General features: G+C 29.8%; 18 protein-coding genes. All 18 read left to right on the top strand.

Going from position 1 to position 15790, the window contains the following annotated elements; genetic code table 11:
- The first annotated feature begins 24 nt into the window (after positions 1-24).
- Positions 25-411 (top strand): TIGR02530 family flagellar biosynthesis protein, encoded by a 387-nt coding sequence (locus tag NSA50_RS03760; RefSeq protein WP_195264258.1) that lies wholly within the window; start codon positions 25-27, stop codon positions 409-411.
- Positions 412-487: 76 nt separating this feature from the next.
- Positions 488-3124 carry a flagellar hook-basal body complex protein gene (locus NSA50_RS03750; protein ID WP_374940961.1) on the top strand — a complete coding sequence of 879 codons (2637 nt, stop codon included), beginning with the start codon at positions 488-490 and terminating at the stop codon, positions 3122-3124.
- A 132-nt stretch (positions 3125-3256) separates the two neighbouring features.
- Positions 3257-3448: a flagellar FlbD family protein gene (locus NSA50_RS03745; RefSeq protein ID WP_195264260.1), complete on the top strand. Its 192-nt coding sequence runs from the start codon at positions 3257-3259 to the stop codon at positions 3446-3448.
- Between the two features lie 16 nt (positions 3449-3464).
- Complete coding sequence (locus NSA50_RS03740; protein WP_257443092.1) at positions 3465-4271, top strand: motility protein A; 807 nt, start codon at positions 3465-3467, stop codon at positions 4269-4271.
- Positions 4271-5011: an OmpA family protein gene (locus tag NSA50_RS03735; RefSeq protein ID WP_195264262.1), complete on the top strand. Its 741-nt coding sequence runs from the start codon at positions 4271-4273 to the stop codon at positions 5009-5011. Before NSA50_RS03740 ends, NSA50_RS03735 begins: the two co-directional genes overlap by 1 nt.
- Position 5012: 1 nt before the next feature.
- The gene (locus tag NSA50_RS03730; protein ID WP_257443089.1) at positions 5013-5459 is read left to right on the top strand and encodes a flagellar basal body-associated FliL family protein; all 447 of its coding nucleotides are present in this window, start codon (positions 5013-5015) and stop codon (positions 5457-5459) included.
- 34 nt (positions 5460-5493) lie between these two features.
- Entirely contained in the window at positions 5494-5847 is a 354-nt protein-coding gene (locus tag NSA50_RS03725) for a flagellar biosynthetic protein FliO (protein WP_257443087.1), read from the top strand.
- Positions 5848-5860: 13 nt separating this feature from the next.
- Positions 5861-6634 carry a flagellar type III secretion system pore protein FliP gene (fliP, locus tag NSA50_RS03720; RefSeq protein ID WP_195264265.1) on the top strand — a complete coding sequence of 258 codons (774 nt, stop codon included), beginning with the start codon at positions 5861-5863 and terminating at the stop codon, positions 6632-6634.
- Between the two features lie 9 nt (positions 6635-6643).
- Positions 6644-6913 carry a flagellar biosynthesis protein FliQ gene (gene fliQ / locus NSA50_RS03715; RefSeq protein ID WP_035285706.1) on the top strand — a complete coding sequence of 90 codons (270 nt, stop codon included), beginning with the start codon at positions 6644-6646 and terminating at the stop codon, positions 6911-6913.
- Between the two features lie 14 nt (positions 6914-6927).
- Positions 6928-8772 carry a fused FliR family export protein/FlhB family type III secretion system protein gene (locus NSA50_RS03710; protein ID WP_257443083.1) on the top strand — a complete coding sequence of 615 codons (1845 nt, stop codon included), beginning with the start codon at positions 6928-6930 and terminating at the stop codon, positions 8770-8772.
- 17 nt (positions 8773-8789) lie between these two features.
- A complete protein-coding gene (gene flhA, locus NSA50_RS03705) occupies positions 8790-10850 on the top strand; it encodes a flagellar biosynthesis protein FlhA (RefSeq protein ID WP_257443080.1) in 2061 nt (686 codons plus the stop codon).
- The gene (gene flhF, locus NSA50_RS03700; RefSeq protein ID WP_195264268.1) at positions 10850-12001 is read left to right on the top strand and encodes a flagellar biosynthesis protein FlhF; all 1152 of its coding nucleotides are present in this window, start codon (positions 10850-10852) and stop codon (positions 11999-12001) included. Before flhA ends, flhF begins: the two co-directional genes overlap by 1 nt.
- A complete protein-coding gene (locus NSA50_RS03695; RefSeq protein ID WP_257443077.1) occupies positions 11995-12858 on the top strand; it encodes a MinD/ParA family protein in 864 nt (287 codons plus the stop codon). Before flhF ends, NSA50_RS03695 begins: the two co-directional genes overlap by 7 nt.
- A gap of 10 nt (positions 12859-12868) precedes the next feature.
- Positions 12869-13510 (top strand): flagellar brake protein, encoded by a 642-nt coding sequence (locus NSA50_RS03690; RefSeq protein WP_257443075.1) that lies wholly within the window; start codon positions 12869-12871, stop codon positions 13508-13510.
- Positions 13511-13524: 14 nt separating this feature from the next.
- Entirely contained in the window at positions 13525-14250 is a 726-nt protein-coding gene (locus tag NSA50_RS03685) for a FliA/WhiG family RNA polymerase sigma factor (protein ID WP_257443073.1), read from the top strand.
- 39 nt (positions 14251-14289) lie between these two features.
- Entirely contained in the window at positions 14290-14805 is a 516-nt protein-coding gene (locus tag NSA50_RS03680) for a hypothetical protein (protein ID WP_195264272.1), read from the top strand.
- 38 nt (positions 14806-14843) lie between these two features.
- Positions 14844-15008 (top strand): hypothetical protein, encoded by a 165-nt coding sequence (locus NSA50_RS03675; RefSeq protein ID WP_195264273.1) that lies wholly within the window; start codon positions 14844-14846, stop codon positions 15006-15008.
- Positions 15001-15783, top strand: coding sequence for a flagellar hook-basal body complex protein (locus tag NSA50_RS03670; RefSeq protein WP_257443071.1), 783 nt, complete (start codon positions 15001-15003; stop codon positions 15781-15783). Before NSA50_RS03675 ends, NSA50_RS03670 begins: the two co-directional genes overlap by 8 nt.
- Positions 15784-15790 lie beyond the last annotated feature (7 nt).

Below are 15790 nucleotides of genomic sequence, written 5' to 3'. Positions count from 1 at the left end.
TAAATTATTAAAGTAGGTGATTTTTTGAGCTTTAGAGTTATAAATGGAAAAGCTTATCCTGTAGGTAATTTTCAGTTACCAAACGAAAGTGTAAATGGAAAAAATAATCACTATAAAAGTAAGTTTAATGACATTTTAAATGAAGCTATAAATAAAGGTAGTGAAGAATATACACTATCAAAACATGCAGCAGACAGATTAAAAGAAATTAATTTTACGGATAAAGATATGGAGCAAATTGCAAAAGGATTCAAAATGGCACAAGATAAGGGCTCTAAAAATTCTGTAATGATATACAAAGATGTAGCTTTAATAGCTAGTATAGAAAATAAAACTGTAATAACAGCAATTGAAAAAGAAAGAGCTAAGGAAAATGTATTTACAAATGTTGATAGTGTTGTAATTTTATAAGCTGGACCTATTTTAGGAGGCTTGATTCTTGCTGAATGACAGATGCAAGAAAAAATAAAGGGTTGGAGGTCAATTTATGTTAAGATCAATGTATTCTGGTATAAGCGGTATGAAAGTTAATCAAACTAAGTTAGATGTTATAGGAAATAATATATCAAATGTTGGAACTACATCATTTAAATCATCAAGAGCAAGATTTAGTGATATGCTAAGTCAAAATGTCTCAGATGCTATGGCACCATCTAACAATCAAGGTGGAGTAAATGCTAGCCAAGTTGGGCTTGGAGTTCAACTTGCAAGTATAGATTCTGTTATGACACAAGGTATGATGCAACCTACAGGAAGACAATTAGATGTTGCAATAGATGGTGATGGATTCTTTATGGTAAGTAAAGGACCATCAATTTATGATGGAACTTTAGAAGTAAATCATAGGGCTGGGGCGCATAATATAACTGCTCAGTCATTAAGCAATTCTGGAAGCGAAATAATGTATAGTAGAGATGGATCATTTATCCTAGATGAGCAAGGGAATTTATTAACTGGTGATGGATTTAGAGTTATGGGTTATTCATTAACAAATGATGATAGCTCACAAGATGCAACAGGACAAGCTCCTAATGGAGTAAGCACAGCGGGATTAGACTTTAGATTTGGACCTGGATCACAATTAAATGGATATAAAATAGTTCTAGGATCTGTTGGACCAGGAACAGTTACATCTGCAGATGTTAATAAGGCTGAAAAACTAATAGTAGTAAATGGAGATTTTTCTAGAGCAGGAGCATTAACACCAGCTCAAGTAGAATCAGCAGTAAATAAAGGACTTTCTTCTGCTGGAATATCCCAACAAATGTTTGTTAGTGGAAAGCCTATTAGCTTTGGAGGTTTAGGATCATCAGCAGTCGTAGGTGGTACAGATGCATTAGCACCTAAAGCTATTACTATATCTGGGTTTACTATCCAACTTAACGAAGGTAGTGATTTAAATGGATATAGTTTTGAAATTGGAGAAATATCAAAAGATCCACTAGAAGTTAATATAGAAAAAGGAAGAAGGAAAATTGTTATTAATGCAGATTTTTTAAATAAATCATTTAATTCTGCAGATTTGCAAGATGAGTTAAATAGTAAGTTTAAAGGTGCAGGAATCACACAAGAAGCAAAAGTTACAGGAACTCCTGCAACTTTGGGTAATATAAGTGGTGGGACAGATGATTCAGGTAAAGTAAATTCTCCAGCTGAAATGGTAGATGCAAAAGATGGAAGTGCAGCTAAAGCTGTTGGTGGATTTACTTTTACTGGAGTAACTGATGGCGAACTTAATGATTATACTATTTCTATAGGAGAAAGTTCAGTAGGTACCCCACTTACAGTAGTAGTTGAAAATGGAAACATAATTATTAATGGTGATTTTAATTCAACTCCTGATAAATTTACTAATGCAGATTTACAGGTTAAATTAAATAGTGCATTAAAAGCAAATGGAATTAAGACTCAATTAACTGTTGCAAGAAGTATAAATTCAGCTGATATAACAAATAAAATTAAGTTCCAAGATGGTGTAACAGCGTCATCTCCAAAAGCGTTAAATATTGCTGGGTTAAATGTAGAACTTCCAGCAGGAACACTATTAAATAATTTAGAGTTTCAAATTACAGATATTAATGAACCAGGATTATCAGTAGAATATGTAGCAGCTTCAGGTGGAAATAATCATAAATTAGTTATTAAAGGTGATTTTACTAAAAAAGTTGCAGCAAGAGATTTAGAGGATAAGATAAATGCAGAGTTAAATGCAGAGTTAGGTACAAGTGAGAAAGTAAAGGTATCTGGAACATCAAAACCTTACACTGGATTAACTTCAGATAATATTGAAGGTGGAGAGGTTGATAAGGCACCAGGCAAAATTACTGTTGGTGGTGTTGAATTAACATTTGATGCTGGAGCAGCGTTGAATGGATACAAATTCCAAGTTGGACAAATAACACCTGGTACTAAGACATCAGCTACAATTGATGAAAAAGGAAAGACAATTACTATAAATGGTGATTTTGTAACTACAAATGCTATTACAGCTAAAAATATACAAGATGCTTTAACTAGAGCTTTAGAAGGAAAAGGAATAGCTCAAGGAATAACTTCAACAGGAAAACCAATGGAAATTGGAGGCGTTGTTTCAGAAGAAACAAATGGAGGAACTCCAATAGAAAGTATGAATACTGATGGAAGTATTAACTTTATAGATGCAACAAAAAATCTTAAATCATATGATGGAGAATTAAAAACTCTTAAGATTCCAGACAAGGTAAAAGTACCAGGTACAGATACAGAACTTAGAGTTAAAACTTATACCATAGATAAAAATGGTGTAATTAATGGAGTACTTGAAGATGGTAGAGTAGCGGCACTTGGACAAATAGCCATGGCAAGTTTTAAGAACCCAGAAGGTTTAACTAAGCTTGGAGGAAATCTTTATAGTTCATCAGTTAACTCAGGAGATGCTGTTATAAAGAGTGGTGTTGGAACTTTAAATGATGATAACTCAAAAGGGTATGGAGATAATCTTCAAGGAATGCTTGAAATGTCAAATGTAGATTTATCAGAACAATTTACAGATATGATAGTTTCAAGTAGAGCTTTCCAAGCATCAGGAAAAATGATAACTACTGGAGATGAAATTCTTCAAGATATAATTAACTTAAAGAGATAATAAAACAAAATAGATTGCTCATGCTCAGTTGATCCAATAAACTGAGCAAAGCAGTCTAACTATATAAGTAAATTACGAAAAAGTATTTTACATCTACTAAAGTGAATTTACTATAGTGAAGAGGGGAATTAAATGATTAATGTAACAGCTATGAATAATAAAGATTTTATTTTAAATGCAGATCATATAGAGAAAATAGAAGAGGTTCCTGAAACTTTAATTACATTAACTAATGGTAAAAAGTATATTGTGCTTGAAAGTGTAGAAGAGATAGTAGAAAAAGTAATTAGATACAAAAATAAGATTGTTACTTATAGATTATAATGGGAGGCAATATTATATGAAAAAGTTAGACATATTAACCTCAGTGGGTTTAATATTAAGCATAGTATTAATGATTTATGGAATGCTTATTGGAAGTAGTCTTAAAATTTTCTGGGACTTAGCATCTGTAATAATAACTGTAGGAGGATCTTTATCAGCTCTTTTAATAACATATTCATTAGAAGAAGTGAAAAATATGGGAAAGCTTTTCATACAAGCTTTTAAGGAAAATAAATCATCAGGAAAAGATATAATTGTAAGATTTGGTAATCTTTCTAAAAAGGCTAGAAGAGAAGGCTTGTTATCATTAGAGGATGATATTTCAGAAATGGAAGATCCTTTTATGAAAAAAGGATTACAAATGGTTGTAGATGGTATTGAGCCAGAAACAATAAGAGAAATATTAGAGTTAGAAATTGGTGAAATGGAAAATAGACATGAAAGAGGAGCAGGTATTTACGCTGCTTGGGGAGCTTATGCACCTGCATTTGGTATGCTAGGGACTTTAATTGGATTAATTCAAATGCTTGCAAATTTAACAGATGTCGCTAATATTGCATCTGGTATGGGAAAAGCCTTAATAACTACATTCTATGGATCACTTTTGGCTAATATTTTCTGCAATCCTATTGCTTCTAACTTAAGACAAAAGAGTGCAAAGGAAGCTGGAGAAAGAGAAATGATTTTAGAAGGAATACTTGCAATACAATCAGGTGTAAATCCAAGAATTGTGGAAGAAAAGCTAATAACATACTTACCTCCTAAAGAAAAATTAGAATATTTAAATAACAGCATTGAAAATGGTGAAGGAGTTGTTATTTAATGGCTAGAAAGAAAAAGAATAAAGGTGATGGCTTAAGAGGCGATGAATGGATGGCAACTTATGCTGATACTGTAACTTTATTGCTTACTTTTTTCGTTTTGTTATATTCAATGGCTACTGTTGATGCTGAAAAAACAAAAAGTATTTCTAATGCCTTTGTATCAATGATGAGTGGGCAAAGTGGTGACAGTATAATGGAATATAACATGTATAATGGTGAAGTACCTTTAATTGGCGGAGAAACGGATGATAATATAGAGGGTGGAGAGTCCTTAACAGAACAAGAAAAAATGTATAAGAATGTTAAAGAATTTGTTAATGAAAATAGATTAGAATCTGTAGTAGATATAATCGATAATAAAAGAGGAGTAATAATACAGCTAAGAGATAACGTATTATTTGAAACTTCAAGTTCTGATTTAAGAGAAGAAAGTAAAGAAGTACTTAATAAAATCAATTCTCTTCTAGCATCTATAGATAATCTAATATTAGTTGAAGGTCATACAGACAATAGACCTATAAATACAAGTAGGTTTCCATCGAACTGGGAATTATCTGCTGATAGAGCAGTTAATGTAGTTAAATATTTTATAGAAGTAATGGGACAAGATCCTTCAAGATTTAGTGCGGCAGGATATGGTGAGTACCATCCAGTAGCAGCTAATGATACTTATGAAAATATGGCTAAAAATAGAAGAGTTGATATTTTGATTGTGACAACTGAAAAGGAGGAAGAATAAAATGGCTGAAAGCAAGCAAGAGAAAAAAAAGGGTAGCAAATTAATTATAATAATTGCTATTCTAGCAATTTTGGGTGGGGGGACATTTGGGGGAGTATATTACTTTATGAATAAAAATAATGCCTCACAGCCGGTTGTTATGGAAGAAGCTTTTTTTGAAGTTGGAGAAATATTTGTTAATTTAAGTGATGAAGGATCAAATAGATATATTAAGCTTAACCTTTCAATAAGTTATGACAAAAATAATAAAGATTTAACTAAAGAAATAGAAGATAAAAAAGTAGTACTTAGAGATGTAGCTAATTTCTATATAAAATCCTGTAAGGCAAAAGACTTTGAGCCAGCAAATGAAGCAGTTATTAAAGGTGATATTGTAGCTAGAATGAATCAAAAATTAAAGTCAGGTATATTAAAAGATGTATATATAAGCGATATTATAGTACAATAGAAGGAAGTAGAGTTAAAAGATGGATTTAGTGTTTATGATAGTTAGACTAATATTTGCACTTATTGTAGTACTGGGACTTATGTATTTAGTATTTAAAATAAGTGGAAATAGACTTAACAGGTTTAATGAAGGAAAATATGTAAAAATATTAGAAAGAGTTCAAATATCTAAAGATACATCAATAGTAGTAGTAAAGATTGGTAAAAAAGGTTATATAATGAGTTCGTCTAATAATAATACTGAAAAGATAGATGAAATATCTGAGGAAGATATATTGCTTTTAGAAGAGGAGAAAAGAAGAGAAAAAGAAAAGATTAATCAGCAATATGAAGTAGCTATTAAAGGTTTAAAATCTAAAGTAAATAAACTTAAGAATAAATATAACTAAAAGGAAGATAAGTATGAGTAAAAAGAAAAAATATTTATTTATGATGCTAATAGCATTGACGTTAATATTCACCTTTGATAAATGCGTAAGTGCTGAGCCTATAAATGTACCAAACGTTAATATTTCGGTAGGTGGTGAATCTACTTCTCCTCAAAATTATGTTGACAATATAAAATTGTTAATAATACTAACTATTTTAACATTATTACCTTCAATAATAATAATGATGACATCTTTTACAAGAATAATAGTTGTATTTTCATTTTTAAAAAATGCATTAGGAGCGCAACAATCTATACCAAATCAAATACTTATAGGATTAGCATTATTTTTAACTATATTTATAATGCAACCAGTGTATAGTGAGATTAATAACAATGCATTTAAGCCTTTTATGGAAAATACTATAACACAAAATGAAGCTATGGAGGCTGGAAGCAAACCTTTAAGGGAATTTATGTTAAAGCAAACAAGACAAAAAGATTTAGAGTTATTTGTTGAAGCATCAAAATTAGATAAAGAAGAAATAACAAGAGATAATATTCCATTAACTGTTGTTATACCAGCTTTTGCAATAAGTGAACTAAAAACAGCTTTCCAAATAGGATTTTTACTTTTCATACCTTTCTTAATAATAGATATGGTTGTAGCAAGTGTACTTATGTCAATGGGAATGTTTATGGTACCACCTGTTATGGTAGCACTACCGTTTAAATTATTATTATTTGTAATGGTAGATGGTTGGTATTTAATGGTTAAGTCATTGATAATGAGCTTTGGAGGGTAGGTGATATGTATGAGTGAAAATTTAATAATAGGAATTGTTAGAGATGCATTATATACATCATTAAAGGTAGCAGGACCTATTTTAATAGTATCAATTTTAATTGGATTAATAATAAGCATATTTCAAGCAACCACTCAAATACAAGAACAAACATTAACCTTTGTTCCAAAACTTATAGGAATTGCAGCTGTAGGACTAATGTTATCAAGCTTTATGTTACATACACTAGTATCTTTTACAGAAAGAATATTTGAGCTTATTATTAAGATATCTACTTAGGGGGTAGGTAAAGTATGATAGATACAGCCTACTTTTTAGCCCTGTTTTTAATATTTTTAAGAGTGACGGCATTTTTTGCTATAACTAATATATTTTTTCCAAATGGAACACCGAAAACATTAAAAGCTATGTTTTCTTTCATATTCTCCTTTGCATTACTTGGAGGAATAGATTATTCAAATATAAATTCAATAACTGGCAATTATTATTTAGTTATTTATATGATTTCAGAAGTCACAACAGGATTAGTTCTTGGATTAATCTCTAATATTGCTTTTGAAGTAGTACTTATGGCAGGGAGTTTAATAGATGTACATATAGGGTTGAGTATGGTTAATACAATAGATCCAAATAGTAAAACGAGTACGACTATAAGTGGTAATTTGCTTCATTATGTAGCATTAATGATTTTCTTTGTAGTAGATGGACATCATATGCTTATTAAATCGCTTATAGAGAGTTTTATAATACTACCGATGGGTAAAAGTTTAATGTATCCAGATACAATGATGGTACTTATAGAAGTTATAGCAAAGTATTTTGCAATAGGATTGAAAATTGCAATACCAATAGTATTGATAATTATATTAACAGATCTTTGTATGGGACTTATTTCAAGAGCTGTCCCACAAATAAATGTGATGATACTTGGTATGCCAGTTAAAATGCTGGTTGGGATAATTGCAATATCGGTATCATTGCCAATTATAATAAAGTTATTTGTTAGTAGTATAAGTTATTTACCAGATATATTCAGAAAAATAATGACAACTGTTCCATTAATTTTTTTAATTGGTGCAGATGAAAAAACAGAAGAAGCTACGCCAAAGAAGAAAAGTGATTCTAGAAAAAAAGGGCAAATAGCTAGAAGTAAAGATATTGGTCTTGCAATCACAATGATAGCTACTATACTAGTTATTGTTACATTAAGTGGATTTATAGTATCTTCCTTGAAGGATAATGTAGTTTATTTTCTAGGAGATATGGGGTCAATGGAAGTTACTGAAAATAGCATAAAAGGTATTAATACTCTTATTATAAGCAAAGCAGCAATGGTAATAATGCCTGTTATTTTACCTATAATGATTGCTGGAGTTGCTGCAAGCTTAATTCAATCTGGATTTTTAGTAGTTAAGGATGCTATAAAGCCTTCATTTGGAAAGCTAAATCCGATTAATGGATTTAAGAATATGTTTTCTAAAAAAGCTTTAGTTGAACTAATAAAAAACTTAATTCTTATTTCAATAATGATATACATTTCCTATTCATATGTAAGAGATAACTTTGATAAGATAATGCAAATTGGAAATTTATATTTACCTACTTTGGGGGGAGAAGTTAAATCTTTAATAGTAGGTATATTTGTGAAAATATGTATATTATTAGTTGTAATTGCAATTATAGATTATGTTGTTCAATATATGCTTTTCAAGAAGGATATTAGAATGACTAAACAAGAAATTAAAGAAGAATACAAACAAATGGAGGGAGATCCTCAAATTAAATCTAAAATAAAACAAAGGCAAAGAGAAATGTCTCAAAGAAGAATGATGCAATCAGTTGGTGATGCTACTGTTGTAATTACAAATCCTACTCATTTAGCTGTTGCAATAAAATATGAGGAAGGTAAGATGGAAGCACCTAAGGTTGTAGCTAAGGGAGCAGATGCGATAGCTATAAAGATAAAAGAAAAAGCTATTGAATCTAAAGTACCAATAATAGAAAACAAGCCTTTAGCAAGAATGATATTTGAATCTGTAGAAATTGATAAAGAAATTCCACAAGATATGTATCAAGCTGTAGCAGAAGTTTTAGCTATGGTATTTAAATTAGATAAGAAAAAAAGACGTACTAGATAATAAAGGATGGGATAAGGTTGCTTGTAAATAATAAAATTAATTTGAAGAAAAACACAGATATATTAGTAGCCTTTGGTGTATTGGGTATTGTACTTATGATAATAATACCTCTTCCACCGCTAATATTAGATATTTTATTAGCATTTAATATTACACTTTCAGCTGTAGTAATAATGATCACTATGTTTACGACAAATGTATTACAATTATCAGTCTTTCCAACACTACTACTTGTAACAACACTTTTTAGATTAGGCCTTAACATATCATCTACAAGGCTTATATTAAGTGAGGGTAGTGCAGGAAGTATAATCGAAGCCTTTGGAGAATTTGTTATAGGCGGAAACTATATCGTTGGAATAATAATTTTCTTAATTATAGTAATTATACAATTCGTAGTAATAACTAACGGTGCAGGAAGAGTTTCAGAAGTATCAGCAAGATTTACTTTAGATGCTATGCCAGGTAAACAAATGAGTATAGATGCTGATTTAAATGCTGGAATAATTGATGAAGTAACGGCAAGAAAAAGAAGACAAGACTTACAATCAGAAGCAGATTTTTATGGATCTATGGATGGGGCGTCTAAGTTCGTAAAAGGAGATGCTATAGCAGGGATAATAATAACTTTAATTAATATAGTAGCAGGAATTGTTATTGGAGTAATGAGCGGTATGAGCTTTACACAAGCTGGAGAATTATACACAAGACTCACTATTGGAGATGGGTTAGTTAGCCAAATACCAGCATTATTAATATCCACAGCATCAGGTATATTAGTAACTAGATCAGGTTCTTCTGATAACTTTGGTAAAACATTTAGCAAACAACTTACTGCATTCCCTGTTGCACTTGGAATAGTTTCTGCAGTAATGTTCTTTTTATCTTTAATACCAGGTATGCCAAAGATTCCATTTTTATTAGCAGCTGTTACAGGAAGTGTTGCTACATATCTTTTAATAAAGGAAGATCAGAAAAATCAAGAAGCTGAGCTTGCAAAGGTAGAAGAAGAGTATACAGAAATGGAAAGAAAAGAGCCTGAAAATGTAATGAGTTTAATTTCTGTAGAACCTATGGAAGTAGAAATAGGTTATGGATTAATTCCTTTAGCTGATGAATCAACAGGTGGAGATTTACTTCAAAGAATTGCTTCAGTTAGAAGACAATGTGCAATTGAAATGGGAGTTGTTGTACAACCTATAAGAATAAGAGATAATCTTCAATTAAAAACAAATGAGTATGTAATAAAGATAAGAGGAACTGTTATTGCCTCAGCAGAGCTTATGGCAAATATGTTACTTTGTATGGATCCATCTGGAGAGAATTCTCAAATATCTGGAATAAGAACTATTGAACCTACATTTAATTTGCCAGCAGTATGGATAAATAAAGATCAAAGAGAAGAAGCAGAAATAAAAGGTTTAACGGTTGTAGATCCAACTACAGTAATGGTTACCCATTTAACTGAAACTATAAAATCTCATTCTTATGAATTACTTGGAAGACAAGAGGTTCAATTAATAGTAGATAATACTAGAGAAAAATATAGTACAGTTGTAGAGGAACTTATACCAGACTTAATGACAATAGGAGAGCTTCAAAAAGTATTACAAAATTTATTAAGAGAAAAAGTTCCAATAAAAGATATGGTTGCAATAATGGAATCTTTAGCAGATAATTCAAGACTTACAAAGGATCTAGAACTTTTAACTGAGTATGTTAGATTTGCATTAGCAAGAACAATTTGTAATCAAGTAATAGATGAAGATAGAAGTATAACAGTTGTTACTTTATCTCCACAAATAGAAGAAATAATATCTGCTAATACTCAAAAATCTATGCAAGGATCATTTCCAGCAGTTGATCCGGATACAACTACTAGAATACTTGAGAGTGTAAGAGATACTCTCGATAGAGTATATTTTTACAATAATCAACCAGTTATATTGGTATCACCTAATATAAGACCTGTATTTAGAAAGCTTATAGAAATGGTATTTCCACATGTGATGGTTATATCATTAAATGAGATACCAAATGACGTAGAAATAAGAACTGAAGGAGTTGTATCGTTGTAATGGTAATTAAAAAATACTTAGTTAAAAATATGAATGAAGCTCTAACTAGGATAAGGTATGAGCTAGGTAAAAACGCTATTATAATTAGTCAACGAAAGGTAAGAGAATCAGGTGTTAAGGGATATTTTAGACCTAAGCTTATTGAAGTAACAGCAGCTTTGGAAAATAACAAGATAGATAAAAAGAGTAAATTAAATATGGGAAATGAAAATGATATAGATTTTAAAGATTCACTAGACAGTATTAACAAGATAATAAATGATAGTAAAGATACAAAGTTTGATAAAGGTCAACAGATTAATAAAGAAGCAGCTTTAACAAATGCAGATAATATAAAAGAAGAAGTAAAAGAAATCAAAGATTTGTTAAATAAAGTTATTAGAAATACTAACAAAGAAGAGGAAAAAGACTTAGTATTAGAATATTTAAAAGATATTGATATTGATGATGAACTAATAAAAGAAATATTAATGAATAAGTATGATAATTTAGATGAATTTAAAATATACTTTAAAAGTTTGCTAGAGAATGAAATTGAAGTTTGTACTGCAAGCTTAAATGGTAAAGTAGTTTTAGTAGGGCCAACAGGAGTAGGAAAAACCACAACTATAGCTAAGCTTGCAGGAAGATTAGCATTAATTGAAAAAAAGAAGGTTGGTTTAATTACAATAGATACATATAGAATTGGTGCTGTAGAGCAATTAAAAACTTATGCGGAAATTATGAATATCCCTTTTAAAGTAGTTATAACTTTAAAGGAAATGGAATTTGCAGTTAATCAGCTAGAAGATTGTGATGTAATATTAATTGATACGACTGGTAGAAGTAGCAAAAATACTATGCAGATTTCAGAGCTTAGAGCTTTTATTCAAAAAGTAAATGCTGATCATATAGCATTGGTTATAAGTGGAACAACGAAAAATAGAGATATACAAACAATAATCAATGGATATAGTGAAATTGGCTATGAAAAAATGATAATAACTAAACTTGATGAAACTAGCTCATATGGATGTATGTACAATATTATAAAGAAAGCACAAAAGCCTATAGCATATATTACTACTGGTCAAAATGTTCCAGATGATATTAGAATCCCTTTAAAAAGTGAAATTTCAAGACTTATTCTAGGGGAGGAAACTATATGTTAGATCAAGCTGAAAGCTTAAGGAGACTAGCAAGAGGTGAAGCCCTAGAGGAGCAAAAAGGAAAGCCTAGAATTATTACAGTAACATCAGGTAAGGGAGAAGTCGGTAAGAGCAATTTTGTAGTTAATTTAGCAATTACATTAGTACAGAAGGGAAAAAGAGTATTAATATTTGATGCTGATATAGGAATGGGAAATGATGATGTATTAATGGGAATATATCCTAGAAATAGTGTTTTAGATTTAATAAATGGTAAATTAACAATGGAAGATATTATAGTTAATGGTCCAGAAGGAGTTAAGTTATTATCAGGTGGAAGTGGTCTCAATAATATAGAGGATTTAGAGCAAAATCAAAGAGATTTGTTTTTAAAAAAGATAGAAATGTTAGAGGGATTTGATTATATCTTTATAGATACAGGTGCAGGAATAAGTAGAAGCGTTTTGGCTTTTATTGCATGTTCTGATGAAGTAATATTAGTAACGACTCCAGAACCAACATCATTAACAGATGGCTATAGTTTATTAAAAGCAGTAGATCATTTCAAAATAAAGGATAGGGCAAGTATAGTAGTTAATAAGATATTAGAAAAAAAAGAAGGAGATCAAACTTTTTCGAAATTCAAAATGGCAGTTAATAGATTTTTAAAGATAGATGTAGGCTTTTTAGGAGTTGTATATGAGGACAGAAAACTTATAATGTCTGTAAGAGAACAGCTTCCATTTGTAATAGGATATCCAAATTGCGATGCAGCTAAATGTATAAAAACTATAGCCGAAAAAATTATAGGTGAAAAAAAAGAAACTATGGGAGCAGGAGCTCAAGGGTTGTTTAAAAAATTATTTAATATTTTTTCTTAGGGGGTCAGTCATGGCAAAATTAGAACTTGGTATAAATTGCAAAATTGATGTTTTATGGGAAGAAGGTATATATAAATCTTCGATTCAAGATATAAAGGATGATGAAATACTAATAACTATTCCGGTAAGTGATGGTATTTATTTAACATTAAAAGATGGAAATGAAATAGAGCAGATTTTTTATGATGATAAAGGAAATGTATTTGGATATAAGAACAAGGTTTTAGGTCGAGTTATAGAAAAAGATATACCATTTTATAGAGTAAGTAAACCTTATGATGTAACAAGAATTCAAAGAAGAGACTACGTAAGAGTCAATGTTGTACAAATTATCAATTATATAAAGGAAGAAGAGTTAAAAGCAAATATTAGTGGGGAAGAAAAGTATGAGCATGCATTGCTTCTTGATTTAAGCGGTGGAGGTATGCGAATTAAGATAAAAGAAGAAATTAAAGTTTCAGATATTATAATTGCAAATTTAACATACGATAACGAAAAAATATCTGTGAGAGGAAAAGTTATAAGGGTCGATAAAGCACAAGATAAAAAATATATATGTGGTATAAATTTTGATGATATAGATAGTGGAACTAGAGAAAAAATTATTAAAACTGTATTTACAATAATGAGAAAGCAAAGAGAACTTATTTAGAGGAGGTCATTAATATGGAATGTCAAAGCCCTGTAATTCATAAAGAACAAATAGTCGAAAAGTATATACCATTAGTTAAATATTTGGCTTCTAGAGTTATGCTCGGTAAAACTAAGTATATAGAATATGAGGATTTAGTGAGCTACGGAATTGTTGGGCTTTTAGATGCAATTAATAGATATGATTCAACGAAAGGGATGAAGTTTTCATCTTATGCAACTTTAAGGATCAAAGGAGCTATGATTGATGAAATAAGAAAATGCAGACCTATTTCAAAAGGAGCTATGGATAAATTAGCAAAATATAATGAATGTGTTGAAAAGCTTCAAAATAGATATATGAGAGATCCAAGTTTACAAGAAATTGCTCTAGAATTAAATATATCGGTGGAAGAAGTTTCTCAAGTTGAAAATTATATTAACTACATGTCTATAATGTCTTTAGAATCTATAATTTATTCAGCCGATGATGATGTAACTATAATGGAAACCTTAGAAGACAAAAATTCTATTTCTCCTGAGGAATCTTTAGAGTATAAAGAAAAATTAGAGATTCTCGCAGAAGCAATTGAAAGGTTAAAAGATAAAGACAAGCTTATTTTAAATTTATATTATTATGAGAAGTTGACACTAAAAGAAATTGGACAAATCTTAGAAGTTTCAGAATCTAGAGTTTGTCAGTTACATAGCAGAGCAATAAGAAATTTAAGAGTAGTAATGCAAAAAATAAATTATATATAGAAAGTAATTTATTTTGAACATAATAGAGGGGAAAAGATTATGCTTCCTATATTAACAATTTTAATAGGAATTATGCTTATAATTTTAAATATTAAGGCAATAAAAAAAGAGAATAAATCATTTGATAAAATATTAGAGAGAGAAGAATCAAATAATGATAAAGACTATGGTTTAGAGATAATAGCTATAAGAAAAGACTTAGCAGAAACTGTTTTAGACTTGCAGAAAGAAATTGAGGAATTAAAAATTTCAATCACTGATATTAAGAGTTCTAAGATAACAGACGATAATAAAATAAATATAACAAGTTTTGAAGTAGAAGAATTAGATAATGATTTAAAAAAAGAGCATATTAATAGCGAATTTAATGAGAATGTAATATCTGAAATAAATTTTTCAAATAAGTCAAATATTTCGTATAACAATTTAAAAAATGATAAGTTAGAGAAAGTAAAATTACTTCTAGAAGCTGGATTAACTGATGAAAAAATATGCGAAGAGCTATCCATAGGTAAGGGGGAAGTATTATTAATAAAAAGTTTATTAAAAAATTAACTGTAATATTTGATTTCTTAACAGATAGAAAAGTACTTATGGGAATAGGAATAGGAATGGTATTAACTTCGATTTTTATGTTTGGATATAGCTATAATAAAGAGATTTCTAGTGATAAGATAGAAGAAAAGGCTAGAGATCTTGGAATGCACTATGATGATGAATGTAAAGTACTATTTAAAGGGGATGAGAGCAATGATTAGAAGTCTATATACAGCTGTGTCAGGATTAATATCACTAGAAAATAGGCAAAACAATATTACTAGCAATATGACTAATGCTAATACAACAGGCTTTAAGGGAGATAATTTATCAATCAAAAGCTTTGATGAAGTTATGATGCAAAATAGGGATAAAGTAATTAATGGTAAAAATGTAACACAAAAATTAGGAACTATAAGTCTAGGATCAGAAATAGATAGTGTTGATACTGCATTTACTCAAGGACTTATAAAAAGCACTGATAAACAAACAGATTTTGCTATAGAAGGTAGAGGGTTCTTTACTATAGAAAGACAAACCAATAATGGTAACGAAATATTATATACAAGAGATGGTAATTTTAAAGTTGGAAATGATGGATATCTAATAAATACTAATGGTGATAGAGTTCTTGGAACTAATAAAAATACAGGTGAACTTGAGCCTATATTTGTTGGTGGAGATAAATTTGTTTTAGATCAAAATAATAATATTTATGTAGGAAATAGATCAACTCATAATTTAGCAACTGCAGACTTTAGTGATTATGGAGATTTACTAAAGGTAGGAGGCAACTATTTTAGAGGAGAAAATCCTATATATAATGCACAAGTATGGGTTACACAAGGTGCATTAGAAGGATCTAATGTAAATATTTCTAATGAAATGGTTAATATGATAACTACAATGAGAAATTTTGAAACTAATCAAAAAATAGTACAAACTATTGATGAAACTTTAGGAAAGGCTGCAAATGAAATAGGAGCAGTTAAATAGTAGGGGG

The organism is Clostridium mucosae, from assembly GCF_024622765.1.
In the GTDB taxonomy this organism is placed as follows: Bacteria; Bacillota; Clostridia; order Clostridiales; family Clostridiaceae; genus Clostridium.
The sequence above is the reverse complement of the archived record's forward strand: the minus strand, read 5'-3'. Positions and strand labels throughout refer to the sequence as shown.

What these genes read in the sequence shown, in the direction of transcription:
- NSA50_RS03750 (WP_374940961.1), top strand. Translation starts at nt 488, where the DNA reads ATGTTAAGATCAATGTATTCTGGTATAAGCGGTATGAAAGTTAATCAA.
- NSA50_RS03745 (WP_195264260.1), top strand. Translation starts at nt 3,257, where the DNA reads ATGATTAATGTAACAGCTATGAATAATAAAGATTTTATTTTAAATGCA.
- NSA50_RS03740 (WP_257443092.1), top strand. Translation starts at nt 3,465, where the DNA reads ATGAAAAAGTTAGACATATTAACCTCAGTGGGTTTAATATTAAGCATA.
- NSA50_RS03735 (WP_195264262.1), top strand. Translation starts at nt 4,271, where the DNA reads ATGGCTAGAAAGAAAAAGAATAAAGGTGATGGCTTAAGAGGCGATGAA.
- NSA50_RS03730 (WP_257443089.1), top strand. Translation starts at nt 5,013, where the DNA reads ATGGCTGAAAGCAAGCAAGAGAAAAAAAAGGGTAGCAAATTAATTATA.
- NSA50_RS03725 (WP_257443087.1), top strand. Translation starts at nt 5,494, where the DNA reads ATGATAGTTAGACTAATATTTGCACTTATTGTAGTACTGGGACTTATG.
- fliP (WP_195264265.1), top strand. Translation starts at nt 5,861, where the DNA reads ATGAGTAAAAAGAAAAAATATTTATTTATGATGCTAATAGCATTGACG.
- fliQ (WP_035285706.1), top strand. Translation starts at nt 6,644, where the DNA reads ATGAGTGAAAATTTAATAATAGGAATTGTTAGAGATGCATTATATACA.
- NSA50_RS03710 (WP_257443083.1), top strand. Translation starts at nt 6,928, where the DNA reads ATGATAGATACAGCCTACTTTTTAGCCCTGTTTTTAATATTTTTAAGA.
- flhF (WP_195264268.1), top strand. Translation starts at nt 10,850, where the DNA reads ATGGTAATTAAAAAATACTTAGTTAAAAATATGAATGAAGCTCTAACT.
- NSA50_RS03695 (WP_257443077.1), top strand. Translation starts at nt 11,995, where the DNA reads ATGTTAGATCAAGCTGAAAGCTTAAGGAGACTAGCAAGAGGTGAAGCC.
- NSA50_RS03690 (WP_257443075.1), top strand. Translation starts at nt 12,869, where the DNA reads ATGGCAAAATTAGAACTTGGTATAAATTGCAAAATTGATGTTTTATGG.
- NSA50_RS03685 (WP_257443073.1), top strand. Translation starts at nt 13,525, where the DNA reads ATGGAATGTCAAAGCCCTGTAATTCATAAAGAACAAATAGTCGAAAAG.
- NSA50_RS03680 (WP_195264272.1), top strand. Translation starts at nt 14,290, where the DNA reads ATGCTTCCTATATTAACAATTTTAATAGGAATTATGCTTATAATTTTA.
- NSA50_RS03675 (WP_195264273.1), top strand. Translation starts at nt 14,844, where the DNA reads ATGGGAATAGGAATAGGAATGGTATTAACTTCGATTTTTATGTTTGGA.
- NSA50_RS03670 (WP_257443071.1), top strand. Translation starts at nt 15,001, where the DNA reads ATGATTAGAAGTCTATATACAGCTGTGTCAGGATTAATATCACTAGAA.